The sequence below is a fragment of the Thiopseudomonas sp. SA1F2-1K genome (genome assembly GCF_057443035.1).
Genome location: NZ_CM172014.1, coordinates 1,688,214 through 1,711,961 on the forward strand (window position 1 = coordinate 1,688,214; position 23,748 = coordinate 1,711,961).

The 23,748-nt window shown below is 47.4% G+C and carries 26 protein-coding genes and 1 tRNA gene; 14 read left to right on the top strand and 13 right to left on the bottom strand.

Annotation, left to right across the window (positions count from 1 at the left end):
- Positions 1–45 precede the first annotated feature (45 nt).
- From AC2T15_RS08210 to hemL, 5 genes are read left to right on the top strand one after another with little or no spacing between them, the layout of a single operon-like run.
- On the top strand, positions 46–651 hold the full coding sequence (locus tag AC2T15_RS08210) for an LPS-assembly lipoprotein LptE (RefSeq protein WP_053106405.1): 606 nt from the start codon (positions 46–48) through the stop codon (positions 649–651).
- 51 nt (positions 652–702) lie between these two features.
- Positions 703–1,722 (top strand): DNA polymerase III subunit delta, encoded by a 1,020-nt coding sequence (gene holA / locus AC2T15_RS08215; RefSeq protein ID WP_053102123.1) that lies wholly within the window; start codon positions 703–705, stop codon positions 1,720–1,722.
- 34 nt (positions 1,723–1,756) lie between these two features.
- Positions 1,757–2,572, top strand: a complete 816-nt coding sequence (locus AC2T15_RS08220) for a bifunctional hydroxymethylpyrimidine kinase/phosphomethylpyrimidine kinase (RefSeq protein ID WP_486778015.1) — start codon at positions 1,757–1,759, stop codon at positions 2,570–2,572.
- Positions 2,572–3,189: a thiamine phosphate synthase gene (gene thiE, locus AC2T15_RS08225; protein WP_486778016.1), complete on the top strand. Its 618-nt coding sequence runs from the start codon at positions 2,572–2,574 to the stop codon at positions 3,187–3,189. The genes AC2T15_RS08220 and thiE overlap by 1 nt, the downstream gene beginning before the upstream one ends.
- A 27-nt stretch (positions 3,190–3,216) precedes the next feature.
- Entirely contained in the window at positions 3,217–4,503 is a 1,287-nt protein-coding gene (gene hemL / locus AC2T15_RS08230; RefSeq protein ID WP_053101475.1) for a glutamate-1-semialdehyde 2,1-aminomutase, read from the top strand.
- 517 nt (positions 4,504–5,020) lie between these two features.
- On the opposite strand, the gene AC2T15_RS08235 is transcribed toward hemL, so the two are convergent.
- Both AC2T15_RS08235 and AC2T15_RS08240 read right to left on the bottom strand, forming a co-directional pair.
- Complete coding sequence (locus AC2T15_RS08235; RefSeq protein ID WP_486778017.1) at positions 5,021–6,001, bottom strand: Fic family protein; 981 nt, start codon at positions 5,999–6,001, stop codon at positions 5,021–5,023.
- 536 nt (positions 6,002–6,537) lie between these two features.
- Positions 6,538–6,625, bottom strand: a tRNA-Ser gene (locus AC2T15_RS08240).
- 122 nt (positions 6,626–6,747) lie between these two features.
- Between AC2T15_RS08240 and AC2T15_RS08245 the strand changes: the two genes are divergently transcribed.
- A complete protein-coding gene (locus tag AC2T15_RS08245) occupies positions 6,748–7,410 on the top strand; it encodes a Bax inhibitor-1/YccA family protein (RefSeq protein ID WP_486778018.1) in 663 nt (220 codons plus the stop codon).
- A 90-nt stretch (positions 7,411–7,500) separates the two neighbouring features.
- Here the strand turns inward: AC2T15_RS08245 and AC2T15_RS08250 are convergent, their stop codons facing one another.
- The 3 genes from AC2T15_RS08250 to AC2T15_RS08260 form a co-directional block, all read right to left on the bottom strand.
- Entirely contained in the window at positions 7,501–7,671 is a 171-nt protein-coding gene (locus AC2T15_RS08250) for a hypothetical protein (protein ID WP_486778019.1), read from the bottom strand.
- Between the two features lie 161 nt (positions 7,672–7,832).
- The gene (locus AC2T15_RS08255; protein ID WP_486778020.1) at positions 7,833–8,621 is read right to left on the bottom strand and encodes a hydroxypyruvate isomerase family protein; all 789 of its coding nucleotides are present in this window, start codon (positions 8,619–8,621) and stop codon (positions 7,833–7,835) included.
- Positions 8,612–9,505, bottom strand: a complete 894-nt coding sequence (locus AC2T15_RS08260) for an NAD(P)-dependent oxidoreductase (RefSeq protein WP_486778021.1) — start codon at positions 9,503–9,505, stop codon at positions 8,612–8,614. Before AC2T15_RS08260 ends, AC2T15_RS08255 begins: the two co-directional genes overlap by 10 nt.
- A 67-nt stretch (positions 9,506–9,572) precedes the next feature.
- Here AC2T15_RS08260 and AC2T15_RS08265 point away from each other — a divergent pair, with 67 nt between their 5' ends.
- The 3 genes from AC2T15_RS08265 to AC2T15_RS08275 all read left to right on the top strand — a co-directional run bounded on the left by AC2T15_RS08265 (position 9,573) and on the right by AC2T15_RS08275 (position 12,217).
- Positions 9,573–9,884 (top strand): DUF2288 domain-containing protein, encoded by a 312-nt coding sequence (locus tag AC2T15_RS08265; protein ID WP_486778022.1) that lies wholly within the window; start codon positions 9,573–9,575, stop codon positions 9,882–9,884.
- A 343-nt stretch (positions 9,885–10,227) separates the two neighbouring features.
- Entirely contained in the window at positions 10,228–11,478 is a 1,251-nt protein-coding gene (locus AC2T15_RS08270) for a GntP family permease (protein WP_486778023.1), read from the top strand.
- Between the two features lie 202 nt (positions 11,479–11,680).
- Positions 11,681–12,217 carry an adenine phosphoribosyltransferase gene (locus AC2T15_RS08275; RefSeq protein ID WP_053101467.1) on the top strand — a complete coding sequence of 179 codons (537 nt, stop codon included), beginning with the start codon at positions 11,681–11,683 and terminating at the stop codon, positions 12,215–12,217.
- 86 nt (positions 12,218–12,303) lie between these two features.
- Here AC2T15_RS08275 and AC2T15_RS08280 read toward each other — a convergent pair whose 3' ends face one another.
- From AC2T15_RS08280 to AC2T15_RS08300, 5 genes are all read right to left on the bottom strand, one after another.
- Positions 12,304–14,322, bottom strand: coding sequence for a PQQ-dependent dehydrogenase, methanol/ethanol family (locus tag AC2T15_RS08280; RefSeq protein WP_486779032.1), 2,019 nt, complete (start codon positions 14,320–14,322; stop codon positions 12,304–12,306).
- Positions 14,323–14,427: 105 nt separating this feature from the next.
- Complete coding sequence (locus tag AC2T15_RS08285) at positions 14,428–15,333, bottom strand: transporter (protein WP_053101465.1); 906 nt, start codon at positions 15,331–15,333, stop codon at positions 14,428–14,430.
- A 279-nt stretch (positions 15,334–15,612) separates the two neighbouring features.
- Entirely contained in the window at positions 15,613–16,608 is a 996-nt protein-coding gene (locus AC2T15_RS08290) for an LLM class flavin-dependent oxidoreductase (RefSeq protein ID WP_486778024.1), read from the bottom strand.
- A gap of 18 nt (positions 16,609–16,626) precedes the next feature.
- Positions 16,627–16,935, bottom strand: coding sequence for a hypothetical protein (locus tag AC2T15_RS08295; protein ID WP_486778025.1), 309 nt, complete (start codon positions 16,933–16,935; stop codon positions 16,627–16,629).
- A 249-nt stretch (positions 16,936–17,184) separates the two neighbouring features.
- Positions 17,185–17,526: a YggL 50S ribosome-binding family protein gene (locus AC2T15_RS08300; protein WP_486778026.1), complete on the bottom strand. Its 342-nt coding sequence runs from the start codon at positions 17,524–17,526 to the stop codon at positions 17,185–17,187.
- A gap of 177 nt (positions 17,527–17,703) precedes the next feature.
- On the opposite strand from AC2T15_RS08300, the gene AC2T15_RS08305 reads away from it, so the two are divergent.
- The 4 genes from AC2T15_RS08305 (at position 17,704) to AC2T15_RS08320 (ending at position 21,721) form a co-directional block, all read left to right on the top strand.
- Complete coding sequence (locus tag AC2T15_RS08305; protein WP_053101461.1) at positions 17,704–19,104, top strand: TAXI family TRAP transporter solute-binding subunit; 1,401 nt, start codon at positions 17,704–17,706, stop codon at positions 19,102–19,104.
- A 94-nt stretch (positions 19,105–19,198) separates the two neighbouring features.
- On the top strand, positions 19,199–19,795 hold the full coding sequence (locus AC2T15_RS08310) for an IMPACT family protein (RefSeq protein ID WP_053101460.1): 597 nt from the start codon (positions 19,199–19,201) through the stop codon (positions 19,793–19,795).
- Between the two features lie 99 nt (positions 19,796–19,894).
- On the top strand, positions 19,895–20,899 hold the full coding sequence (gene yejK, locus AC2T15_RS08315) for a nucleoid-associated protein YejK (protein ID WP_053105178.1): 1,005 nt from the start codon (positions 19,895–19,897) through the stop codon (positions 20,897–20,899).
- 6 nt (positions 20,900–20,905) lie between these two features.
- Positions 20,906–21,721 carry a polyphosphate kinase 2 family protein gene (locus AC2T15_RS08320; protein ID WP_486778027.1) on the top strand — a complete coding sequence of 272 codons (816 nt, stop codon included), beginning with the start codon at positions 20,906–20,908 and terminating at the stop codon, positions 21,719–21,721.
- 61 nt (positions 21,722–21,782) lie between these two features.
- On the opposite strand, the gene fur is transcribed toward AC2T15_RS08320, so the two are convergent.
- Positions 21,783–22,193 carry a ferric iron uptake transcriptional regulator gene (fur, locus tag AC2T15_RS08325; RefSeq protein WP_286597192.1) on the bottom strand — a complete coding sequence of 137 codons (411 nt, stop codon included), beginning with the start codon at positions 22,191–22,193 and terminating at the stop codon, positions 21,783–21,785.
- Positions 22,194–22,289: 96 nt separating this feature from the next.
- On the opposite strand from fur, the gene AC2T15_RS08330 reads away from it, so the two are divergent.
- Positions 22,290–22,871, top strand: a complete 582-nt coding sequence (locus tag AC2T15_RS08330; RefSeq protein WP_486778028.1) for an outer membrane protein assembly factor BamE — start codon at positions 22,290–22,292, stop codon at positions 22,869–22,871.
- A 56-nt stretch (positions 22,872–22,927) separates the two neighbouring features.
- On the opposite strand, the gene AC2T15_RS08335 is transcribed toward AC2T15_RS08330, so the two are convergent.
- Together AC2T15_RS08335 and AC2T15_RS08340 are read right to left on the bottom strand one after the other, a co-directional pair.
- A complete protein-coding gene (locus AC2T15_RS08335; RefSeq protein ID WP_486778029.1) occupies positions 22,928–23,248 on the bottom strand; it encodes an RnfH family protein in 321 nt (106 codons plus the stop codon).
- Positions 23,245–23,682, bottom strand: coding sequence for a type II toxin-antitoxin system RatA family toxin (locus tag AC2T15_RS08340; RefSeq protein ID WP_053101454.1), 438 nt, complete (start codon positions 23,680–23,682; stop codon positions 23,245–23,247). Before AC2T15_RS08340 ends, AC2T15_RS08335 begins: the two co-directional genes overlap by 4 nt.
- Positions 23,683–23,748 lie beyond the last annotated feature (66 nt).

The following is a 23,748-nucleotide window of genomic DNA, read 5'->3' on the forward strand; positions in this document are numbered from 1 at the left end:
GCTGCACTTGGCCTAATCGCTGGTGCAGCTTTACAGGATATCCTTATGTTAAAACGTACACTGGCTCTACTTAGCTTAAGTTTATTGTTAACCGCTTGCGGTTTTCATTTACGTGGCACTGGGGCTATTCAATTTGCCTTACAAGAAATTAACGTCACTGCCCGCGATGCTTACGGCGATCTAGCGCAAGCGGTACGTAAACGTTTAGAGGCGAACAAGGTCACTGTATCAAGTGCCGCACCCTACACTTTACACATCAGTCGTGAGCAACGTTCACAACGGACCGCCAGCTACACTGCCGGTACCCGTAGCGCTGAAATTACTTTAACCACCCAAGCTGACTTTGAGATTCTTGGTCGTAACAATCTGCTACTACTCACAGAACAAGTAGAAGTCGAGCGTACTTACTCCTATGACTCCAATAACTTAGGTGGCTCTAATCAAGAAGCCAGCATGCTGCGTGCTGAAATGCAGCGTGAGTTAGTCGAGCAAGTGGCGATGCGTCTGCAAATGATTACTCCGGAGCGACTAGATCAACTGCAACGTGAGGCCGAGCGTAAAGCCACTGCAGCAGCCGAGGCGGAAGCCCGTGCTAAACAAGTGCGTGACGAGCTGACTGCACCACAACAATCCCCCATTCAAATTCCTTGATGGGTGTAGATACACGGCATACCTTTTGGCTATGCCGTGTATCTTATACGTATGCAACTTAAAACCGATAAACTCAGCCAACAACTACAGCAAAAACTACTGCCAGTTTACTGGGTCAGTGGCGATGAGCTGCTGCTCTGCCAAGAAGCCTGCGATAAAATTCGCGCAACTTGCCGCCAACAAGGATTTGATGAGCGCCAAGTGCTCAATGCTGATCGCTCCTTTGACTGGGGGCTGTTGTATGAGGCCGGCGCCAGCTTATCCTTGTTTGCCCAAAAGCGTTTAATCGAACTACGTCTGAGCAGCAGCAAACCCGGCGATAAAGGCGCTAAAGCTTTACAAGAGTATCTGGCTCGTCCTCCAGCCGATACAGTACTGCTAATCAATAGCCCTCGCTTTGATAGTGCCACCTTAAAAACCAAGTGGGCCAAAGCACTACTCGACAGTCAAGACTGCGCGCTGCTACAGGTCCAACCGATTGCTCGCCATGGCTTGTCGGCTTGGATTCAGCAGCGTTTAAGCCAACAAGGGTTCAGTGCTGATCTCGACGCGCTGGAGTTAATTGTCACCCGAGTAGAAGGCAACTTATTAGCCGCAGTGCAAGAAATTGAAAAACTCAAACTATTAACCGATGAAACCCACCTGTCCTTAGCTGTTATTCAAGCAGCGATTGCTGATAGCTCGCGCTACGATGTATTTAGCCTAACTGACGCTGCACTGGCCGGCGATATTGCTCGGACCGTGCGAATCATTAATGGATTGCGCCACGAAGGAACCGAAATTCCCTTATTGTTATGGGCCGTAGCCCGTGATCTTAGGCAGCTAGCTCAAGCCAGCCAAAAAGCTCAGCAACTGGGCATAGATGCCGCACTACGTCATGTGTGGCCCGCACCGCGTAAGACCCTATTTGCCCAAGCCCTTAAGCGTTTAACCCCCAAGGATTTGGCTCCACTGTTTTTGCTCGCTCAACAAATTGATGAACAAGGCAAAGGCCAAGCCCCAGGCGATGCTTGGTCAACACTCACTGAGGTCTTGCTTAAATTAGCTGGGCAGCCTATTTTCACTCAGTAATTAACTTTCCATTCTTCGCTTGATTGGTGTTGCTATGTTAACCCCCTTTGCTTTTACCTCACGCCCTAATCGTCCGATTGTGCTGTGTTTATCTGGCCATGACCCTGTAGGCGGCGCTGGTTTACAGGCAGATATTGAAGCCATTATGGCCAATGGTGGCCATGCTGCGCCGGCAGTCACTGCCCTAACCATTCAAGACACCGTTGATGTCCGTGATTTTCAGATCCTTGATCCAACCTGGGTTAAAGCCCAAGCTGCCGCAATCAGCCAAGACCTGCCGATCGCGGCGATCAAACTGGGAATGCTTGGCTCCTTAGCCATGGTTGAGTGTGTTGCTGAGATTATTCAAGCACAGCCTGAGGCTTTGCTAGTGTGTGATCCAGTATTACGGGCCGGCGGCGGCGGTTCCTTAGGACCCAATGATGTGGGCTACGCTATTCGGGAGCAGATTTTTCCACTAGCGACCCTATGTACGCCTAATCTGCCAGAAGCACAAATTTTAGCCGAACTGCCAGAAGGTAGCGCCGATGAATGCGCCGCGGTGTTACTTAAGCACTGTAAACATTTACTGATCACGGGCGGGCATGGCACCGAACAAGAAGTACATAATCGCCTGTATCATCAAGATGGCACCCAGCAAACCTTTGTCAATGCTCGCTTACCTGGCGAGTATCATGGCTCGGGCTGCACCTTAGCCAGCGCCCTAAGCGCCCTGCTGGCGCGTGGCTTAGATTTAAGCAACGCCGTAGAGCAAGCTTTGAGCTACACCTGGCGCTGTCTGCGCGATGCCGAAGCCCCAGGCCGCGGTCAGCATATCCCCCGTCGACTCCCTTTGGATTACTGTAACTAATGCATGGCTTATACGGAATTACCGATACCCAACTGTTAGCTGATGGCCGATTACTGCCCTACTGTAAAGCCGCCTTAGAAGGTGGCATGCGCATTTTGCAGTATCGCGATAAAAGCCAAGACGCCCAACGCCGCTTAGATGAAGCCAGCGCGCTTCAACAGTTATGTGCCCAATATGGGGCTCAGCTATTAATTAATGACGATTTGGCATTGGCCACACAACTGGGCGCGGGGGTACACCTAGGGCAAGAAGATGGCAACTTAGCCCAAGCGCGCCAGCAATTAGGTGCCGAGGCCATCATTGGTGCCACCTGTCACGCCAGCCTCGATTTAGCCAAGCAAGCAATTGCCCAGCAAGTTAGCTATATCGCCTTTGGCCGTTTTTTTAACTCCCACACCAAGCCGGCAGCGCCTACCGCTACCCCCGAATTGCTCGCCACCGCCCGTCAGCAATTTAACCTGCCTCTAGTAGCCATTGGCGGGATAAACCTAGACAATGGCGGCCAGTTAATTAGCCAAGGCGCTGATGCCTTAGCCGTAGTGCATGCACTCTTTGCCGCGGCATCTGCCAGCGAAGTAGAACAACGTGCCCGTGCCTTCTGCCAACTTTTTGCCTAACCCACAGATGACTTAAGAGGTTTTTATATGTCACGCTCTGCAGAGCTATTTACCGATGCTCAAAAACATATCCCAGGTGGTGTTAACTCACCGGTTCGCGCCTTTAAAGGAGTGGGTGGTACACCATTATTTATCAAGCACGCCAGCGGTGCCTACGTCACCGATGAAGACAATAAACAATACGTTGACTACATCGGCTCCTGGGGGCCGATGATTTTAGGTCATAGCCATCCGGATGTCTTAGAGGCCGTACGCAAGCAGTTAGATCACGGTTTGTCTTACGGTGCTCCAACCGCACTAGAAGTTGAAATGGCTGATTTAGTCTGCCAACTGGTGCCATCGATGGACATGGTGCGCATGGTCAGCTCCGGTACCGAAGCCACCATGAGCGCCATTCGCTTAGCCCGTGGCTATACAGGTCGCGACAGCATTATCAAGTTTGAAGGCTGCTACCATGGCCACTCCGACAGCTTATTAGTTAAAGCTGGCTCTGGTGCCCTGACCTTAGGGGTACCTAGTTCACCGGGCGTACCCGCTGCTTTTGCCCAACACACCATCACCCTACCCTATAACGACTTAGAAGCAGTGGCTAAATGTTTAGCTGAAGTTGGCAATGAAGTGGCCTGTATTATTGTTGAGCCAGTGGCTGGCAACATGAACTGCGTGCCTCCTGCTGAAGGCTTTTTACAGGGATTACGGCAACTGTGCGATCAATACGGCGTGGTCTTTATCATTGATGAAGTAATGACCGGTTTTCGCGTAAGCCTAGGTGGTGCCCAAGGTTATTACGGCGTTACTCCAGATCTTTCAACCTTCGGTAAGGTGATTGGCGGCGGTATGCCTGTGGGATGCTTCGGCGGTAAGCAAGAAATTATGAATCACATTGCGCCTTTAGGCCCTGTGTATCAGGCCGGCACCTTATCAGGTAACCCATTAGCCATGGCCGCCGGTTTAGCCACACTTGAGCTAATTCAGCGCCCAGGTTTCTATGATGAGCTGACGAATTACACCCAAAAACTGCTAGCAGGCTTACAGCAACTGGCCGATCAAGCCGGTGTTCCCTTCACTACCACCCAAGCCGGTGCAGGCATGTTTGGCCTGTATTTCACTGAGCGTAAAGAAATCACCTGCTTTGATGATGTGATGACTAGCGATGCACAAAAGTACGGCAAGTTCTTCCACCTGATGCTTGACGGCGGTGTGTACTTAGCGCCAAGCGCTTTTGAAGCTGGCTTTACCTCCATCGCCATGGGCGAGCGCGAACTGCAAATCACCCTAGACGCTGCTGAGAAAGCCTTTGCTCAGCTGAAGTAAAAGCACAGCGTTTATCCTTGCTAGCTGGCGAACGATAACCCGTTCGCCGGCTTTTTTGTGCCTGCTGCCCTCACGCCGAACCTCTTTAAACCGATGCAGCTTTAGAAACACTACAAGCTGGTAGCGGGCTCTGTTATCTCACCCATAAAAAAGCAGGTCCTGATCTAACCCAAGCATGCTTACAACTCTACCACTCTCTTGGCAAGCGCCCAGTGAAATTGGCTATGGCTTTACCTTCCCGCTCAATCCTTTTAGCTTCTATTTGCATCTCTAAAACAGAACGTGACCAACCGTGCTCGACTGCACGTTGTGCCTAGGGCATGCGTAATTCTTGATCTTTGAGCTTGCTCAGCAACACCAAATTATGCCCCAAGGCAATTGTCCAACAGGCTGTTGGATAATTAATTCACCGTCTTCGGCTTAGTAAATTAAAAACTGGCCTTTGGCTGGAACTAGCGTTTCAATGATTGTGTTAACCATCTTGTTATCCTGCTTAAGCTCAGTCACTTGTAAGGCCTTAGTTGTTAATCTGCCAAAAGCCGTCTTTACGACCGCCTTTGCGCTCTAATAAGGCTAATTCTCTTAACTTTTTAATATTGTTTTCAACCGCAGTTGTGCTTATTCCCAACCGTGCAGCCAGCTCTTTTATGGTGATTTTATGATCAAGCATAACCAAGCTAAGAATGGCCTGCTGGCTATCGCTTAGCTCTTTACCCAACCCTTTACCCAACCTATCTTTGTCAATAAGTTGGGTAAAGGTATTGGCGATGGTTTCCAGCATAAACTCAACAAAAGCGGCGCAATCGGTTTGCGCTGTACTTTGTGCAATGGCTTGGTAATACGCCTGTTGATGCTGATAAACCAGTGATTCAACAGGCAAATTGGCAAAAACAGGGTTCCAGTTTGCCAAAATGATACTTTGCCACAGCCTGCCCATACGGCCATTACCGTCCGCAAAAGGATGAATAAACTCAAACTCATAATGAAAAACCGTGCTGGCAATCAGGGCGTGGTGCTCCGTATTATTTAACCAAGCGAACAAGTCCCGCATTAAACGAGGTACTTGCTTGGCCGGTGGCGCCATGTGAATCACTTCTTGACCACTCATCACGCCCACGCCACCACTACGATACTGACCCGCCTCATCCATAAGGCCAAGCATGAGCAGTTGATGCGCGTATAATAAATCTTCTTCTTTGAGTGCATTAAATTGTGCAAAGCGCTCATATACCGCCAAAGCATTTTTAACTTCTTGCACCTCACGTGGCGGGGCAATCACCGGCTTGCCCTCAAGCACGGCGGTCATTTGCTCTACACTTAAGCTATTGCCCTCAATCGCCAACGTTCCTTGAATCGTACGGATTTGATTGGCACGTCTTAAGCGTAACGCCTGCGCTTTATTTTCCCGCTCGTCATAACGCCCCAGTTGCTCACTGATGGCGGCAACCAGATTCAAGATTTTGGGGGTAAGGGTTAAAGGCGGCTGATAGCTGCTCATCATTTGCTCCTGCTCACGCTTCCACATTCCACATGCGCTGCATGCACTCTTCTGATTCTGGTAATGCCTGCTTTTCTAAGACACTTTTTTGATTCATAAAATACAGCTTTTATAGCGTTTTATAGCGCATTGGTGACACTCGCTGATTGTGCGTGTGCCAGCGATTTGGACTGTGAAACATCTCAATGTAATGAAATTCTTATCGAGTTTTGTACTTATGACAACGTATCTTTTCTTTTTAAAGTTGCTAAAGATATCAGCAACCAAGCCGCTATAAATACTAGCTTTGTCGCAAGGTATCCGCCCTGCATTGGAGGGTGAACACTAACGAGATGCAGCCGATGCAGGTCGCATAAAAAGATGTAATCAGACTTGAGTCGATGTCTGTTTTGCCGGCGGCAAACACTAGCACCCAAGCCCAGCCGATGCAGAAAGTATATGCAATACGCACGCTTTTCGTTTGGTATACCAATTTGTATACCAAAAAAATATAGGCATAAAAAAACCCCTGAAAATCAGGGGTTTAGTATTCGATATGGCGGAGGAGGTGAGATTCGAACTCACGGATAGTTGCCCATCGACGGTTTTCAAGACCGTTGCCTTCAGCCGCTCGGCCACTCCTCCGTTACAGCGCCATATTCTACAGCCTAGAAAAATTCTGTCAAATGTTTTTCCTCTATTTGTCATTTTTCTTTGCTATGATGCGTGCAATCCACTCTTATACGCCTAACAAAAGGAGATAACCTATGCGTGGACCTTCGGATTACATGGTTGATGCTCATGTTGAGCGCACCGAAGTCAGTGCCGTACTACGCAATACTTACGGTTTGCTGGCTTTAACCCTCGCCTTCAGTGCGCTGGTTGCTTTCTTCACCCAACAAGCGGGAATTCCGCGACTTGGCTTTATTGGCACCCTAATTGGCTTTTATGGCCTATTTTTTCTTACCGCTAAGCTACAAAACTCTGGCTGGGGTTTACTGGCAGCCTTTGCGCTAACCGGCTTTATGGGCTTTACCATTGGCCCATTGGTAAGTTACTACCTAAAAGTTTCACCGGATGTGGTCTTATCGGCCTTCACCATGACAGCCGTAGCCTTTGCCGGTTTATCCGCATTTGTGCTGATCACCCGTAAAGACATGAGCTTCTTAAGCGGCTTCTTAGTGGTCGGTTTTTTTGTGCTGTTGGCTGCAGTCATTGGTAACTACTTCTTCTTTCAGTTACCTGCAATGCAAATTGCCATCAGTGCAGGCTTCGTACTGTTCTCCTCCGCAGCTATTTTGTTTGAAACCAGCAACATCATCCATGGTGGCGAGCGTAACTACATTATGGCAACAGTGAGCTTGTTTGTTTCGATCTACAACATGTTCGTCAGCTTATTAAGCATCTTTGGCTTCTTAAATAACGACTAACCCCATTATTATTAAGCTAGCCCAACAAAAAATGCCCCGACTATAATCGGGGCATTTTTTATACGCTATTAATACGCCTAGCGTTAACGGTTAGCTGTGCTCGTGAGTCGTGACTTGATTCCACGCATCCACTAACAGCTGATGTTCTTGGTCGATACCATCAGCCGGAGTGCGTGCTAACTGATCAATAAAAGTGCCTGTAACAATCTGTACACCAGTTACTACCTGTGCAAATATTGTTTTAATTTTCTTGCTATCCATTTCACTACCTCATAACCATCGGCAGCCTAAGACTGCGGGGATATTACTGCTTAGCGTTGTTGCAGTAAGAGACCACAACGAAGAGAAGTACCACCAAGCAAGTAAAAGAGTATAGCATTTAGCACACCTTATTACCAGTTTGCAACTTTTAGCTGCTAACTTTATCTTTTTAGCTGCTTTTCAAACACTGATTTCCATAACAAACTGTCCGTGGTCGCATGCTGCGGTATATATTCCGCACTTAAGTAACCTTGATAACCTACTGACTTCAGTGTGGTTAATACTTGGGTAAAATCCAACTGGCCACTGCCTGGTTCACCACGACCTGGACAATCTGCAAACTGTACATGGCCTAAATACGCCGCCAGTTTTTCAATACTTTGTACTAGATCCAACCCTTGGCGCGCCATATGGTAAATATCTAACTGCGCCAAACAGTACTCACTCTCTACCGCTTGCATCACTGCTAACAACTGCTCTGGGGTATTGATCAAGAAATTAGGCATATCGAGCGGATTAATCGCTTCACACACCACCTTAATCTGTAACGGTTGAAACGCATTAACTGCACGCTGTAGATTCGTCACTAAGTGCTGCGTCGCGATGGCACGCTCCTCTTCACTGACAATACGTCCAGCCAAGACATTAACCATTTTCGGCTGTACCACAAGCGCATAACTAACTGCTTGATCAAGGGCCTGTCTAAAGGCGGCTTGTTGCTCTACTCGACACGCCAAGCCAAGCCCTCCCTGAATCAAATCACCTGCAGGCAAATTAATCAGCGCTAAAGTTAAATCACAGCGCTGCAATTCTTGTTTAAGCTGCAAAGCAGGTACTTCATAGGGAAACTGAATTTCTACTGCGTCAAAGCCTGCGGCTTTAGCCGCTTGTAACCGTGCCAGCAGGGGTAACTCAGTAAATAATAACGATAAATTAGCAACTAATTGCATGTGGCTTCCTTTAGGTACTGCTCAATTAACGTAGCGGGATCTTGATCGGCGTAACCATTGCTGGCGTGCAAACGCATTAACTCAGCCGCTGAGCCACTCATAGGTACGGCTGTTTGTAGGCTTTTTGCCAGTTCAGTAGCCATATCCAAATCTTTTAACAGGGTCCGCACATGCCATTTAATCGGTTCAAAGCTACGGCTAGCCATTTGTGGCGCCAAAATCTGTAACGGCTTGCTATCGGCAAAACCACCGGCTAACGCACTGGCAAGTTGCATACTATCCACCCCTGCTTTACTAGCCAACGCCACTACTTCAGCAATCACTAAGGCATTCGAGGCGACTAGCATTTGATTGCAGATTTTAGTGGTTTGCCCAGCGCCCGAAGGCCCCATATAACTGACCCGAGATGATAAATGCGCCAATAGTGGCCGAACCTGCTCAAGTGCAGCTTGATCACCGCCGGCCATCATCACCAAGCTGCCATTTACCGCGCCCTGCACACCACCAGACACCGGAATATCTAACCAACGATGCCCTGCTTTGGTGAACAATTCTTGACTGACCTGTTGGGTAAAGTCAGGTTTAACACTAGAAAAATCAATAATAATTTTATCCCGCTGGTTTGCGCTCAATAGACCCTGCTCGCCATAAACCACTTGCTTAACCGCCTCTGTATCGGCTAAGCACAAACACACCACCTCATTGTGTAATAACTCGTGGCTGTGATTAGCGGCAGTGGCACCTAAGGCCAACAAAGGTGCTAGCTTCTCTGGGCTGCGATTCCACACCTGAACAGCATAACCTGCCTGCAACAACCGCTGCGTCATCGGCAGCCCCATTAAGCCAATACCTGCAAAACCAATACTTAGCTTAGGCTCAGCCATTGTGTTCTCCTTTAGTTGGGCGATTTTTTATTTCACGGTATGATAGCGATTTTTTAGAGCCCTGATCATGACACAAGACGTTTCGACTTTATATGCACAAATTCTCGGTGAAACTGCGCAAATTAGCTGGCAAGAATTAGAAAAGTTTTTTGCCCAAGGCGTGCTCTTTAGTGTTGACCCTGCGCTAGATTTAGTGGCCGTAGCAGAAAGCATCGCGGACGATAATAAAAAACAAGTCAGTGCCCTAATGCAGCAAAAGAAGCTGTACCGCCTGACTGACGAAGAAGCCCTGAACTATCAAAGCAACAATCAAACACTCTGGGCTATTGTGCTCTCGCCTTGGATTTTAGTGCAAAATCGCTCAGCCAACCCCCAATAAAGACACCAGAGAGAATGAAATATAATGCCGCTATAGCTTATATGCTCCGACATTAGTCGAATGCTTGAACCAAACAGCACTTTGTTCCCCTCACTAAAAACTCAGCTCTTCCTCACGATATTAGGCAACACCAGCCACTCACACTTTTCTGTGCTGCAGATCTGCACAAGGACTCTGCAGTTATCCTCCTTGTAACACCTAAGATTTGCTTTCTAGACTCAAGGCTATCAAGCGCTTTGCTGTCTGCGCTCGTTCCTAATAATAAGTATTAATAATAGGAGTCATCTTATGCTGACTATAAGCTATCTTGGCCTACTGGCAGGCCTAGGCCTTGCTGGTATTTATGACAATGCGCGGAATTGGCATTATTTTCTCAGCGATCGTTTGCGCGATACTCGTAGCCCTCACTAGCGGTATGGATCTAAGTATTGCCATGCTCGATTACTACATGAAAGGTTTCACTGGATTTTTTACCACTTGGTTTCCTGCCATTTTACTGGGAGCCATTTTTGGTCGTTTAATGGATGACAGCGGTGCAGCTCTTGCCATTGCTAACAAATCCAAACAGGTATTAGGCGCCAAGCGCGCTATCATGGCGGTAGTAGGTGCAGGCGCTATTTTAACCTATGGTGGTGTGAGTGTATTTGTAGTGGGTTTTACCCTTTACCCTATTGCATTTGAATTGTTTCGCAGCGCCAATATCGCTCACCGCTTTATTCCTGCTGCTATCATCTTTGGCTCAATTTCATTCACTATGGTGTCGCCTGGCTCACCTGAGATTCAAAACCTCATTCCTACCACCTATTTTGGCACCACAGCAACTGCGGGCGGGATAATCGGTGTCTTGATGGGATTACTAATCATGGTATCAGGCGGCTATGCACTCAAGTGGATGGCTAATCGTGCCACAGCCAGGGGAGAAAACTTTGATCTTCCTGCTGATTACGGTGAAGCAGCCGTTAGTAAAGAATCTGCCGTATCGTTTATCAATGCAATAACTCCGCTAATTATTCTAGTAGGTGGTTTTAATTTGTTAAGCCACTATATTCCAGTAATCGAAGCATTACTGGTCGCAATGATTGCCAGCCTAACCATTGGCTATTTATTGTTTATAAAAACAATAAATTCACCGGGTAAAATGATCAGTACAGGATCTGAAAATGCATTAATCGCGATTGCTAATACTTGCGCCGTAGTCGGTTTTGGCGCAGTAGCCGCTCAATCTCCCGCCTTTGGCAATATTGTGGCAGTGCTGACCAATATGCCCGGACTTGAGTATGCAGGATTAGCCGTAGCTGTAACCGTGATTGCAGGAATTACAGGATCTGCTTCCGGTGGCTTAGGCATTGCCTTACCTATTCTGGCACCTATTTACCAATCTATGGGGCTAGATAATGGAGCCATGCATCGCATTTCAGCCATTGCCTCAGGTGGCTTAGATTCACTCCCGCATAATGGCTATGTGGTCACAACTATTCGAGCTATTTGTAAAGAAACCCATCAGCGGGCCTATCCTGCCGTATTTTTAGTGAGTGTACTCATTCCATTACCCGTACTTGCAATTGCCGTCTTGCTCTACAGCTTATTTTACTAAACAGTATTTACTGCAATAATCAATCAAAAAGCACTGTCTCTTCGGCAGTGCCTTGATGTATCTCAAGTCCTCACCAGTGATTGCTCGGCATGATGCTAATTGCTTCCCGCCAAAGGTCTGAGTTTAAAGGCGCTGCGTCCTTGCTACTCTGCGCTTGCTGCTAGTATTAGCGGCTATCATCTGTCTTGCCATGGAGTTGTTTATGATTTTTGATGAGTTTGCCATTAAATCGCTGATTACCCCGATTAATGACTTTCCGAAAGCGGGTGTGGTGTTTCGCGATATTACTCCGGTGTTTCAGTCACCTAAAGCCTTTCGCATGGTGGTTGACAGTTTTGTGCAACGCTATATCGACAGTGATTTTACCCATATCGGCGCTATTGAGGCCCGTGGCTTTGTGCTGGCATCAGCCGTAGCTTATGCGTTAAATAAACCACTGATCCTGTTTCGCAAACAAGGCAAGTTACCAGCAAAAGTATTAACCGAAGCCTATGACACCGAATACGAGCAATCGGTACTCGAAGTAGAGGCTGGCTGCCTAAATGCCGAGCATAAAGTGTTATTGATGGATGATATTATCGCCAGTGGTGGAACCTTTTTAGCCGCTGCGCGCTTAATCCGACAAATGGGCGCTAATATCTATGAAGTGGCAGCGATTGTCGATTTGCCCGAACTAAATGGCTCACGCTTGTTACAGGATGCGCGTATTCCCACCTTTACCCTAACAGCTTTTGCCTAACCCCCTCAGCTTTAAGCTAATTTCAAGGCAATAAAAATCGGCCCACAGTGACGGTAGGCCGATTACATTAACCACGCTTACCAGTGTTACTGCTTGGCCTCCATCGCTTGTTCGCGAGACTTAATGTACTCCTTGATCAAAGTAACTTGCTGCGTATCCAAACTGTCTTTAAAGCTTGGCATGCCCACTGGCGCTAAGATACCGTCTAGCACAACCTGCTCAAACACTTCCCGGCGTGCTTCGGTGGTTTTGCGTAAGTCTGGAATGACACCACCACTGACTGCTCCTACACCATGACAAATCATGCAATAGGCGCCAAATAAACGCTGCCCCTCAGCTAACTCTGCCTCATTAGCAGTCACCGTTACCTGATCCCGACCGGTGGGCGGCAGGCTAGCCATTACTGGTTTAGGCAAACGAGCTTCGCCATTGAGCTTAAACACCAATAGCCGACTGATGTTTTTTACCCCCGGTTTTAATGCTGCATCACCGCCAACTAAAGGCGCAACACCTCCCCAGCCAGCCATTACCGCCACATATTGCTCGCCTTCAAACTGATAGGTAATAGGGCCTGCAATTACTCCAGTTTGCGCATCAAATGACCATAACTCTTTACCTTTATCAGCCGAGTAAGCTTTCATATAACCATCTGCTGTCCCCTGAAACACCAGGTTACCTGCGGTAGTTAAGGTGCCGCCATTCCAATAGTTATCGTAATTAACTCGCCACGCTTGCTGTTGCTTGACCGGATCCCAAGCCACTAACGCACCACTAACCACTTCGGCTGGTACTTCAGTAGCATCACCAAACGCTGATCCAGTATTAAAGGCTTTAATCGGCTCAAACTGCTTACCTTCATTACGATATACACCCGGTACTTCTTGATAGGGAATGTAGACCAATCCGGTATTCGGGTTATAGGACATTGGATGCCAGTTGTGCGCCCCGAATGGACTAGGCCACATGACAATCGGCTCATCTTTATAGCGTGCATTATCTGTCTCGACCGGCCGTCCAGTAGCTAAATCAATCCGCTCAGCCCAGGTTACCTTGCCAAATTTCTCAGCAGAAAGTAGCTCGCCGGTTTCGCGATCAATGACATAGAAGAAGCCATTTTTCGGAGCTTGCATCAGCACCTTACGCATTTTTCCTTCTAGCTCTAACTCGGCCAAGGTAATTTGTTGGGTCGCTGTGAAGTCCCATGAATCTCCAGGTGTCACTTGATAATGCCAAGCAAGGCGTCCAGTATCGGGCTTAATGGCCAAAATCGACGAGACATAGAGGTTATCGCCACCCTCTGGGCTGCGCACCTCTCGGTTCCAAGGTGCTGCGTTACCCGTGCCGACATATAACAGATCTAGCTCAGGATCATAGGCCATGCTATCCCACGCCGTACCACCCCCACCGAGTTTCCAGTAGCTATCCCCACTCCAGGTTTTAGCCGCAGCCTCTAACTCTGGATGCTCATAAGGCTGGCTTGGATCTCCCGGCACAGTATAAAAGCGCCAGTCCATTTTTCCGGTTTGTGCATCATAGGCGGAAAAATAACCACGCACACCATACTCCGATCCCCCATTACCAATAATCACCTTACCTTTCACTACCCGTGGCGCACCAGTAATACTGTAAGGCTGTGCAGGATCAGTGGTCTGCTCACTCCAAAGCTGCTCACCGGTTTTGGCATCTAAAGCGATTAAGCGGCCATCTAGCGTGCCCATAAACACTTTGCCTTCCCATAACGCCACACCGCGGTTCACCACATCGCAACAGGCATAGCGTGCATCACCGCGATCAAGTTGTGGATCAAAGGTCCAAAGAATTTTTCCTGTTTTTGCATCTACCGCAATTGCACGGCTCCACGATAAGGTGGCGTAGAGCACGCCTTCATGGAATAACGGGGTCGATTCCAGTCCACGATTATTGGCTAAGTCGATCGACCAAGCCAAATTCAACTGGTCAGCATTTTTATCGGTAATTTCAGTTAGCGGACTAAAACGCTGCTCAGCGTAGGTACGTCCATGGCTAAGCCACTCGGCACCATCAGTGACTGTATCGAGAATCGCCTGCTGATTGACAGGCGCTGCATAAGATAAACTCCAAGGCATCAAGGCCAAGGCTGAACTTAAGGCAAGCTGCTGCAAATAATGCGACATAATGAATTCCTTAAACTATTTATTGTTATTTTTGGCGAGGGATAACAGCATATTTTCTTAAAACGCTTTTAAGAGACGCAAGTTCAGCCGGTTATTTTCTTTAAAACCATTATCCACAGACAAATCACGCCCATAGCTCACGATTAATTGCGTGGTCGGATCAAAAGAATAAGCACTGCCTAGGGTGTATTTGCTGGTGTTAGGCTTATCTTTTTGCCATTGACCATCCACCTTAGTTTCACCACCCCACAGCCTTGACACGCCAGCTCGTAGATCCCATTTATCATTCAACTGGTAGCGCATAAATGCCTGTCCCTGATACATTTTTTCTTGCTTTAAGGTTTGTTTATTTGGACCAAACTCATCATTTTTATTAAAAAAAGTCACATCACCAATTAGCTCAAGCCACAACTTATCGGTTAAACCTTGCACATAACCGCCCTGTAAGGTCATTTTCCAGCGATTCTCTCCTAGATTGATCGCATCTTTGTGATCATAGCTGCCGGTCGGAGCGTATAAATAAGGGGTTAGCCCAAAATAACGACGCTGCTCAGGCTCATTTACTAGCCATACCGTTGCCGCCAAAATCAGATCGCCAATGCCGCTATCGCTGCCTAAATCTGATAGATCACGCTTTGCTTTAAGCTTGCCAAACGGCAATAAAAACTGTGGATCAACGGTAAAACCACCGATGTCCATGTAGTGTACCATCCGCAAAATACCAATATCCGAATTTAAACCGGCTTTGACGGGTGCTTTATGGCCATCGCTGTACAGAGCGTTACGTTCAGCGTGTTGATAATACAAAATGCCCAGATTAGTCCCAACCGGAGCGGGCACATAATCCCCCGCATCCACATCAGCGGCCTGTACCGCAGTAGTTAGTGGCAATAAAGCCACACCTAATGCAGTCAAACTCAACTGCCGCGCTCGTTGTTTTATTCCCGAAGTGAATACTTGCATAGTGGCTCTCTCTTATTATTGTGTTGCACGACTTAGGCAGCATAAATGCCTGCTGCTCGAGGGTTTACTGCATCCATTGGGATGAATTGAAAAACGCTTCGAGTCGCCACGCAAGATCCAGCACACTCAAGTAGTAAGAGTTTAATACTCAAGTAGCACAGCTCACAGTAAAACAAATGGTTAGCTGTGGAAAAATGCAGAAAGTAAAACAAAAATGGCCAGATGACAAAGCATTTTTGCTCAATCATCTGGCCAATTCTAGAGAGCCACTTAGGCTTATTACGTGTACAAACTAGATAAAATACTAAAGGCGTTTAGACGATCTTGGTGTTCATATAAATCACAGGTAAAAATCAGCTCATCAGCCTGCGTGTTATCAATCAATTGCTGCAAACGAAACTTTAAGGTATCTGGCCCACCTTTGACCGCCATACCTAAAAAATCACCGACTGTAGCCTGTTCATGGGGTAACCATAACCCTTCCATACTGGCAACTGGTGGTTTGAGTTGCATACTCTGACCACGCAATAAAGCGAGAATCCGTTGATAAGTGGTGGTGGCTAAAAAATCTGCCTGCGCATCGGTTTCTGCAGCAATCAGAGGAACTCCTAGCATCACATACGGCTTGTCTAAAACTGCCGAAGGTTGAAACTGCTGGCGATACAAAGTAATGGCTTGCTGCATAAAGCGTGGTGCAAAATGCGAGGCAAAAGCATAGGGTAAGCCCATGCTGGCGGCTAATTGCGCACTAAACAAACTAGAACCTAGCAACCATAATGGCACTTGGCTATTTACCCCAGGCATTGCAATAATTTTTTGATTCGGTTGCTTTGGCCCCAAAAAGTACTGCAACTCGGCCACTTCTTCAGGAAACTCATCCACATCTCCAGTACGCGCTCGGCGTAAGGCACTCGCGGTCAACGGGTCAGTGCCCGGTGCACGGCCTAAACCCAAATCAATCCGCCCAGGATACAACGCTTCCAAAGTACCAAATTGCTCAGCAATCACTAACGGTGCATGGTTAGGCAGCATAATACCGCCCGCTCCCACCCTAATACGCTGGGTACCACCTGCTAAGTAACTGATTAACACCGCAGTTGCTGAGCTGACAATGGCATCCATGTTATGATGCTCAGCCACCCAAAACCGGGTAAAACCTAGCTGCTCCACATACTGTGCCAAGGCTAATGAGCGATGCATCGCTTCGGCAGGGCCTTGATCGGTATCTTTAACTGAAGCCAAATCCAAAACAGAAAACGCTGCAGGAAATGCCATATCAACTTCCTCGATCTATCATGAAATTAAGGGTCGCGGCTCCAAGTCAGCCTGAGTGCTCTGAGCCAAGGCTGCTGGCAATAGCCAACGACTAACACACCATGCAGAAATAGCGGCCAACACTGCACAGAGCAGAACCAGTCCAGCATTAGTAAAGCTGGCTAATGCTGTCCAGACCGCAGCAAGTAGGCCACCTAGTAGCGCCATTCTCAGCCGATCGGCTCGGCACTGAGTCACCTCAAGACGTAGCGCCAGCACCGCCAAGCCCAAGGCTGGCACAGCAAATAGTATCCAGCCTGCGACTAAAAAAAGGAGCAGAAAGCCCACTGTTTCTCCAATCCGAAAAGTGCTATCGCCATGCACTAGCGTCGATATAATAAACGTAATGGCCAGCAAACTTGCACCCACTAATGGCGCAAATAAGAAGCCGAAAAAAACTCTCGCTCTAGGATACCTGTTGCTCTGCATAATAGATGCCTCAACGCCAATCAGTAGCTAATCAATACCTGGATCGCTCGGTAACTTGGATAATCAAGCGCGCATAAAAAACCCGCAACAAGCGGGTTTTAGTATCACTTAAGCCTGAGCCAGCGGGGTATCGGGATACCACGCATCAACTAATGGCCCGACTTCAACGCTGGCAACTTCCGAGCGACCTTTAAGCCATTGTTCAACAAGATTGCGCTGCTCTTCAGTGACTGAACCACGACGTGCTAAGCAAACAATGCCGTAATCCTCACCACCGATGAATGCCATCTCATTGGCTTCAATCACATCCACAATAAACTCAGCGAAGAACTCAGCAACCACTGTGTCATCGGCATTTTCAGGGTAGTTAATCTGAACTTCAAAACCTGCTTCTTGGAACTCATCCACACAAAGCTTTTTACGTAAACGGCGAGAACGATTTGTGGCCATGGGTGCCTCCTCATTAAATAGGTGCTTATAGTAACAAAGTTTGCCTACCTGAGCGCACCTTTCTCTGCCCTTAGCACCTAAAGCACAGGCGAGTATTTCCGGCGTGGACTTTGAAACCTTTATCCCACTTCGCTTATGCTTGCCATTCTCTTAGCTACCTTAATTTTAGGATGAGTCATGCCTCGTTTTTTACAAGACCTCTGGATTATGCTGCGCGCTAACCTGTGGCTGGTGCCTATTTTAGGCGGCCTGGTTGCAGCATTATTTTACTTTGTAGCCCCACCTCCACCGATGCATGCCACCATGAGTACGGGTGGAGCAGGTGGTGGTTATGATCTATTTGCCCAAAAACTTAAACAAGAACTGGCCAAAGATGGCTTCACCTTGCATCTTGTTAATAGTACTGGCTCACGAGAGAATACTCGCCGCTTATTAGATAGTAACGAAGGCGTACAAATTGCCCTAATCCAAAGTGGACAAGAGAACGAGCTCTCCGACAAGCAACGTAAAAAACTGCACAGCTTAGGCGCTGCCTTTTTAGAACCCGTTTGGCTATTTACCCGCCGCGACTTAGCAGTAGACACCTTGCTCGATCTGAAAAACTATCGCCTAGCCATTGGCTCCAGTACCGGTGGTACCCGAATGATTGTTGGCCCATTACTGGAAGCGAATGACATTGAGCTAACCAATCTACCCGAGCAGTGGACCACTCAAAGCGGTACACGAGCTGCAGAAGCTTTAGTCAAGGGCGAACTAGATGCCGCGTTTTTTATTGGCCCTGCCGAACAACCCTTGATTCAGCAATTAGCCGCTAATCCAGAATTAGACCTAATGAATTTTGGCCGCTCTGCAGCTTATCAGGCGCGCCTGCCATTTATTCGCGCGATTCCGATTGGCGAAGGTCTGCTTAATCTGGGCAATGACACCCCCTCCAAAGACCTCACTACCCTCGCGCCATCGGCGGTACTGGCTGTGAATGAAGACTTTCACCCTGCTTTAACTCCACTTTTTTTAGAAGCCACTAAGCAAATAACTAAGCAAACCAGTTTGATTGATAGTGCCAATGACTTTCCTCAAGCCGCACCGGAAAGCTTTCCTTTGCTCGATGAAGCTGCGTATTACCATAAAAATGGTTTACCCCTGTTACAGCGCTATGTGCCTTTTATTATTGCGTCCTTGGCTGATCGCTATATTATCTTGGTCATTCCCTTGCTTGTGGTGCTCTTCCCTTTATTTAAAGTAGCAGGACCCATTTATCGCTGGCGTATCCGTGCACGCATTTATCGCTGGTATAAATACCTGCGCGAGGTAGATAAGCGTTTCTTAAACCATACGCTGCCCGAGCGAGTCGATGAGGAAATTGAAAAGCTCGAAAGCTTGCAAGAAGAACTATCCAAAGTTGAGGTGCCCCTCTCCTACTCCAACGAACTGTATGAGCTGCACTTGCATGTACGTTATGTGATTCGCCGCTTACAGGCCTATAAAGCTGAGATAAATGGTGACCTTGAGCAAAGCCAGCGCATCAACCAAGATATGGATCAATTAGCAGCTGATGCCGTTCAACATAACCACCCATAATTACTCTGCCTTCAAGATTTCCCAATAACCTTGAAGGCTACTACTAAGTTCAACCTCTTGCTTTTTTAACCTATCACGGAGCCTCCCAGTCTCAATGCGTTACACCCTCAGCGAAGCCCATAGTTTTGAAGAAGAGATCAAAAAGAGTCGTTTTTTAACGCTCGCCTGGCCAATTGATAGCCCAGCCCATGCCACTGAGTTAATTAGCCAGCACAGCGATCTCAGTGCTAGCCATAATTGCTGGGCTTGGCGTTTTGGCCAACAGCAATACCGTTTCAGCGATGATGGAGAACCAGGCGGGACTGCTGGCCGCCCTATTTTGGCTGCCATTGAAGGGCAACACTGTGATCAGGTGGCCGTGTTAGTGATCCGCTGGTATGGCGGCATTCAGCTAGGTACCGGTGGTTTAGCCCGAGCCTATGGTGGTGGTGCAGCTAAATGCTTGCAAATGGCGAGTAAAGTCCAGCTCATTCAACGAATTACGCTAGAATGCCACGTTGCCTTTGCTGAACTAGCCTTAGCTCAATTGTACATCAATGAAGCACGAGGCATTATTGAGCACGAGCAGTTTGATGCCGAAGGCGCCCACTTAACCATCGCCTTAGAAGCTAATCAAATAGCCGCACTCAAACAGCAACTAACCGACCTGACCCGTGGTCGAACGCTGCTCTCACCAGTAACTACACCTTAGCTTTTAGCTCAATACACGCCACCATTCTGTAGCAGCACTTGCTCAGTTACAACGCAAGATTTTTGCCTAACCGTTACATCTGACTGATTTGGAAATCCCATGCCGATTAATCATTGTATTGTTCATCTCGTTGATAAAAAGCCCACCGAGGCTACTGCACGCTTACATCCCCGCATGGAAGAGCTGCCAATTGATGAGTCTTTGGAAAACCTGTTACTGGATTTAATCCAACACTACAATGCTAAGCCCAGCAAAGTCTGGGGGCATTTTGACCCCGACTCTGAAAATAGCTGGTCATTTCAACAGGCACTAGAAGAGTTTCTGGCGGAAAAAAGTGGTTTTGTTGCCTTTACCACCCAAGCTACTGAGTTTTTTAAGTTGCAGCTCGACAGCGTTGAAATGAGCAGCGGTGGGCACCTGATCTTTTTTAATTATCAGCAAGGTATGACCGATTATCTATTGCTGGCGCTGCTGCCCCATAGCGAAACCTATGCTATTTCTGAGCGTTTAGAATTGAATAGCGTTAGCCATCTCGACCTAGCTCAGATACAACTGGCGGCGCGAATTAATCTCAGTGAGTGGAAAAATAATCCTCAATCCAAGCAGTATTTATCGTTGATTAAAGGCCGTAGCTCAAAAAAAGTAGCTGATTTTTTTCTGACTTTTCTCGATGCCATTGAAGGTGTCAGCGCGCCCAATGAAACACGTACTCTGCTTAAAGCCTTTAGCGATTATGTTGAAAGCGAAGACTTAGCCGATGATCAAACCAAACAAAAAACCGACGCCCTCGTTGCCTACACCAATGAGCAAGTACGTCGCGGCCAACCGGTAGCACTGCACGATCTGTCTGAGGTGCTAGATGAGGAAAATCCACAAGCGTTTTACGATTATATTCGACATAAAGACTATGGCTTAGCCCCTGAAATTCCAGCAGATAAGCGAACCATTAATCAGTTTCGCCGCTTTACTGGACGCGCTGAAGGATTATCCATCAGTTTTGAGTCCCATCTACTAGGCTCAAAAATTGATTATGATGCCGAGCAAGATGTGCTCATTATTCGCCAACTTCCTACTCAACTTAAAAATCAACTCATTCGTAAGTAATTTTCTATGCAGCGACTTGACGATCTATATGCACAACAGTTAATCACTCCGGCTAATGGACTGGCCAGCCAGCCTGATCAAACCTTTGGTTTTGAGCGCGATGAAGCCGATCAACTCAGTAGCTGGATACGCGAAGGGTTTGATCGTCAGCAACAACTGTTGTGGGCCAATAAAAAACCCGCCATTGTGCTGTGGTTACAAGGTGCTGACTGCTCTGGCAAAGACGGTGCTATTCGTAATTTATTGCGTGGACTAAACCCTCAAGGAGTGATCGTCAGCGACTTTCAAAAGCCCACTGCAGCGCAGCAACAGCAGCATTTTCTGAGTCGCTATCAGGCGGCCTTACCGCGTCCTGGCTACTTATCAGTATTTAATCGCACACCTTATGAAGGTGTAGTCAGCGATTTAGCCGATGGTTACATCAATCCAGAACAGGCCAATGCACGGCTAAATGAATTGCTGGCCTTTGAGCAACAATTAGAGCGTCAGCAGATTAAGCTAATTAAGGTGTATTTGCATATTTCTAAGGCTGAGCAAAAACAGCGCTTAGCCCAGCGCCTGATAAACCCAGAAAAACATTGGAAAGTATCCATTGCCGACTTATCAGGCCATCGTCACTTTCACAGTATTCAGCACAACTGGCAGCGGGTAATTGCGCAGAGCAGTACCGAATCGCATCCTTGGCATATATTGCCCTCAGACCATAAATGGCTACGTAACTTACTGCTAGCCTATTTATTACAGCGTACCTTTCAGCAGCTGGCGCTTAGTTGGCCCAAGCCACCTCTGCCTTTTAGCTTAGAAGAACTGGAAACGATATAACCCAATTTAACTAAGCCAATAAAAAACGCCCAATCGGGCGTTTTTTATTACAACGGCTTTACTATTTAGGTTCGGCTTTTTTTACATAAAGTACCAAGTTATGATCAACCATTTCATAACCCATTTCTTCTACGATTTTATGCTGCCGGCGCTCAATTTCTTCATCAAAAAACTCAAACACCTCGCCCGAGTCCACACACACAATATGATCGTGGTGCTCACCATCATCTAACTCAAATACCGCATGTCCACCATCAAAATTATGGCGAATCACCAAGCCGGCTGCCTCAAACTGAGTAAGGACCCGGTACACCGTCGCCAGCCCCACATCTTCATCGGCATCGATTAAGGCTTTATAAACATCTTCTGCGCTCATATGACGTTGCTCAGAAGCGTCTAGGATTTGCATAATTTTTACCCGCGGCAAAGTTACCTTTAAACCCGCTTTTCGTAACTCAATATTCTCAGCCATAGTTCTTTTCTCTCTCATGCTGCTTCGCAGTGTGGCACAATGCAGGTATGATCATTGTTTTAATTACCCAACCAAGATAATGGAAGTCCGTCTCCGATGCAAAACACCAAACGCTTGTTGAGTACTCTCACCCTTACTAGCTTCCTTACTTTAGCAGGATGCTCGTTTCCTGGCGTCTATAAAATTGATGTGCAGCAGGGTAACGTTATTACTCAAGATATGATTGATCAGTTACGTCCGGGCATGAGCACCAATCAAGTGCGCTATGTTATGGGTAATCCATTGGTACAAGACACTTTTAACCCGAACCGTTGGGATTATATCTACAGTTTAAAACCAGGCGGACATACTCGCCAGCAAGAGCGCATTAGTTTGCTGTTTAACCAACAAGGCCAACTTATTGCCCTCGCCGGAGACTTTAAGCCAGGCCTCAGCCGTGATGAGGAAATCCTCCAAGGACAACCTCATATCGCTGAGACGCCTGCCACTACGCTGCCAGAAGCGGGCGATCAGGACAACAGTAATGAGCTGCCAATTATTAGCCGTGAACAATTAGAGCAGCAGGAATCTAAACCAGAAACACCTGCAGCACCTGGCTCACTACTTGAAGAGTTACAGCAAGAAATTGACGCCATTGAAATAGTGCCGGTACCTGAACCTGGTAAAATTGGTCACTAAGTTACTTACTTCAAAGCAAACTCAGTGCCTTGTTCACAAGGCACTTAACTGGCTGTCTAGTTGCTTTTAACTTTTTGCTCTTTAGCTGCGGCTAAGGCTTTAGCTTTCGCTGCGCGCTGCTTTCTTACTTCTTTCGGATCAGCAATTAATGGACGATAAATTTCTACTCGATCGCCATCAGCCACTAACTGCTCGTCCGGTTTAGAGACAACTTTACTAAAAATCCCTAAACGACTTTCAGCTAAATCAAGGCCTGGAAAGTCAAGGTCCAACTGCGATAACAGTGCAGCCTGACGTACAGTGGTGCCTTCTGGCACTTGCAAACTCACAATTTTTTGCTTATCAGCTAAGGCATAAGCCACTTCGATACTGATCATGCCGAGTACAACTCTTTCGCACGTTGGCAAAAAGCATCAACCATAGTATTAGCTGCTTGGTTAAACAGCGGCCCCAAGGTAGCTTTAATCAGCGCACCTGAATAATCAAAACTTAAATCCAGACTAATTTTACAGGCTTTTTCACCCAAGGCTTTAAACTCCCAAATACCCTGCAAATGCGAAAAAGGCCCCTTCTCTAGCTGAATCTCAATACGCTCACCTGGCACCATTTGATTCGCGGTGGTGAACTGCTGTGATAAACTGCCTTTAGCGACTGTTAACTCTGCACGCAAGGACGTAGGATGCTGTTCTAGAATTTCACTCTGCGTACACCAAGGCAAAAACTCAGGGTAACGCGCCACATCGTTAACTAACTCATAAAGAAAGCTGGCAGGATAAGGAAGTAATGCTGACCGCTGAATTCGTGTACTCATGAACGCCCTGTTTAGTGTGATGATGAAATTTCAATGCACCTTACACTGTTTTACAGTCGGGCGGCG

Excerpts from the sequence above, each read along its gene's own strand:
- AC2T15_RS08210 (WP_053106405.1), top strand. The coding sequence starts at position 46 with ATGTTAAAACGTACACTGGCTCTACTTAGCTTAAGTTTATTGTTAACC.
- holA (WP_053102123.1), top strand. The coding sequence starts at position 703 with ATGCAACTTAAAACCGATAAACTCAGCCAACAACTACAGCAAAAACTA.
- AC2T15_RS08220 (WP_486778015.1), top strand. The coding sequence starts at position 1,757 with ATGTTAACCCCCTTTGCTTTTACCTCACGCCCTAATCGTCCGATTGTG.
- thiE (WP_486778016.1), top strand. The coding sequence starts at position 2,572 with ATGCATGGCTTATACGGAATTACCGATACCCAACTGTTAGCTGATGGC.
- hemL (WP_053101475.1), top strand. The coding sequence starts at position 3,217 with ATGTCACGCTCTGCAGAGCTATTTACCGATGCTCAAAAACATATCCCA.
- AC2T15_RS08235 (WP_486778017.1), bottom strand. The coding sequence starts at position 6,001 with ATGAGCAGCTATCAGCCGCCTTTAACCCTTACCCCCAAAATCTTGAAT.
- AC2T15_RS08245 (WP_486778018.1), top strand. The coding sequence starts at position 6,748 with ATGCGTGGACCTTCGGATTACATGGTTGATGCTCATGTTGAGCGCACC.
- AC2T15_RS08250 (WP_486778019.1), bottom strand. The coding sequence starts at position 7,671 with ATGGATAGCAAGAAAATTAAAACAATATTTGCACAGGTAGTAACTGGT.
- AC2T15_RS08255 (WP_486778020.1), bottom strand. The coding sequence starts at position 8,621 with ATGCAATTAGTTGCTAATTTATCGTTATTATTTACTGAGTTACCCCTG.
- AC2T15_RS08260 (WP_486778021.1), bottom strand. The coding sequence starts at position 9,505 with ATGGCTGAGCCTAAGCTAAGTATTGGTTTTGCAGGTATTGGCTTAATG.
- AC2T15_RS08265 (WP_486778022.1), top strand. The coding sequence starts at position 9,573 with ATGACACAAGACGTTTCGACTTTATATGCACAAATTCTCGGTGAAACT.
- AC2T15_RS08270 (WP_486778023.1), top strand. The coding sequence starts at position 10,228 with ATGACAATGCGCGGAATTGGCATTATTTTCTCAGCGATCGTTTGCGCG.
- AC2T15_RS08275 (WP_053101467.1), top strand. The coding sequence starts at position 11,681 with ATGATTTTTGATGAGTTTGCCATTAAATCGCTGATTACCCCGATTAAT.
- AC2T15_RS08280 (WP_486779032.1), bottom strand. The coding sequence starts at position 14,322 with ATGCCTTGGAGTTTATCTTATGCAGCGCCTGTCAATCAGCAGGCGATT.
- AC2T15_RS08285 (WP_053101465.1), bottom strand. The coding sequence starts at position 15,333 with ATGCAAGTATTCACTTCGGGAATAAAACAACGAGCGCGGCAGTTGAGT.
- AC2T15_RS08290 (WP_486778024.1), bottom strand. The coding sequence starts at position 16,608 with ATGGCATTTCCTGCAGCGTTTTCTGTTTTGGATTTGGCTTCAGTTAAA.
- AC2T15_RS08300 (WP_486778026.1), bottom strand. The coding sequence starts at position 17,526 with ATGGCCACAAATCGTTCTCGCCGTTTACGTAAAAAGCTTTGTGTGGAT.
- AC2T15_RS08305 (WP_053101461.1), top strand. The coding sequence starts at position 17,704 with ATGCCTCGTTTTTTACAAGACCTCTGGATTATGCTGCGCGCTAACCTG.
- AC2T15_RS08310 (WP_053101460.1), top strand. The coding sequence starts at position 19,199 with ATGCGTTACACCCTCAGCGAAGCCCATAGTTTTGAAGAAGAGATCAAA.
- yejK (WP_053105178.1), top strand. The coding sequence starts at position 19,895 with ATGCCGATTAATCATTGTATTGTTCATCTCGTTGATAAAAAGCCCACC.
- AC2T15_RS08320 (WP_486778027.1), top strand. The coding sequence starts at position 20,906 with ATGCAGCGACTTGACGATCTATATGCACAACAGTTAATCACTCCGGCT.
- fur (WP_286597192.1), bottom strand. The coding sequence starts at position 22,193 with ATGGCTGAGAATATTGAGTTACGAAAAGCGGGTTTAAAGGTAACTTTG.
- AC2T15_RS08330 (WP_486778028.1), top strand. The coding sequence starts at position 22,290 with ATGCAAAACACCAAACGCTTGTTGAGTACTCTCACCCTTACTAGCTTC.
- AC2T15_RS08335 (WP_486778029.1), bottom strand. The coding sequence starts at position 23,248 with ATGATCAGTATCGAAGTGGCTTATGCCTTAGCTGATAAGCAAAAAATT.
- AC2T15_RS08340 (WP_053101454.1), bottom strand. The coding sequence starts at position 23,682 with ATGAGTACACGAATTCAGCGGTCAGCATTACTTCCTTATCCTGCCAGC.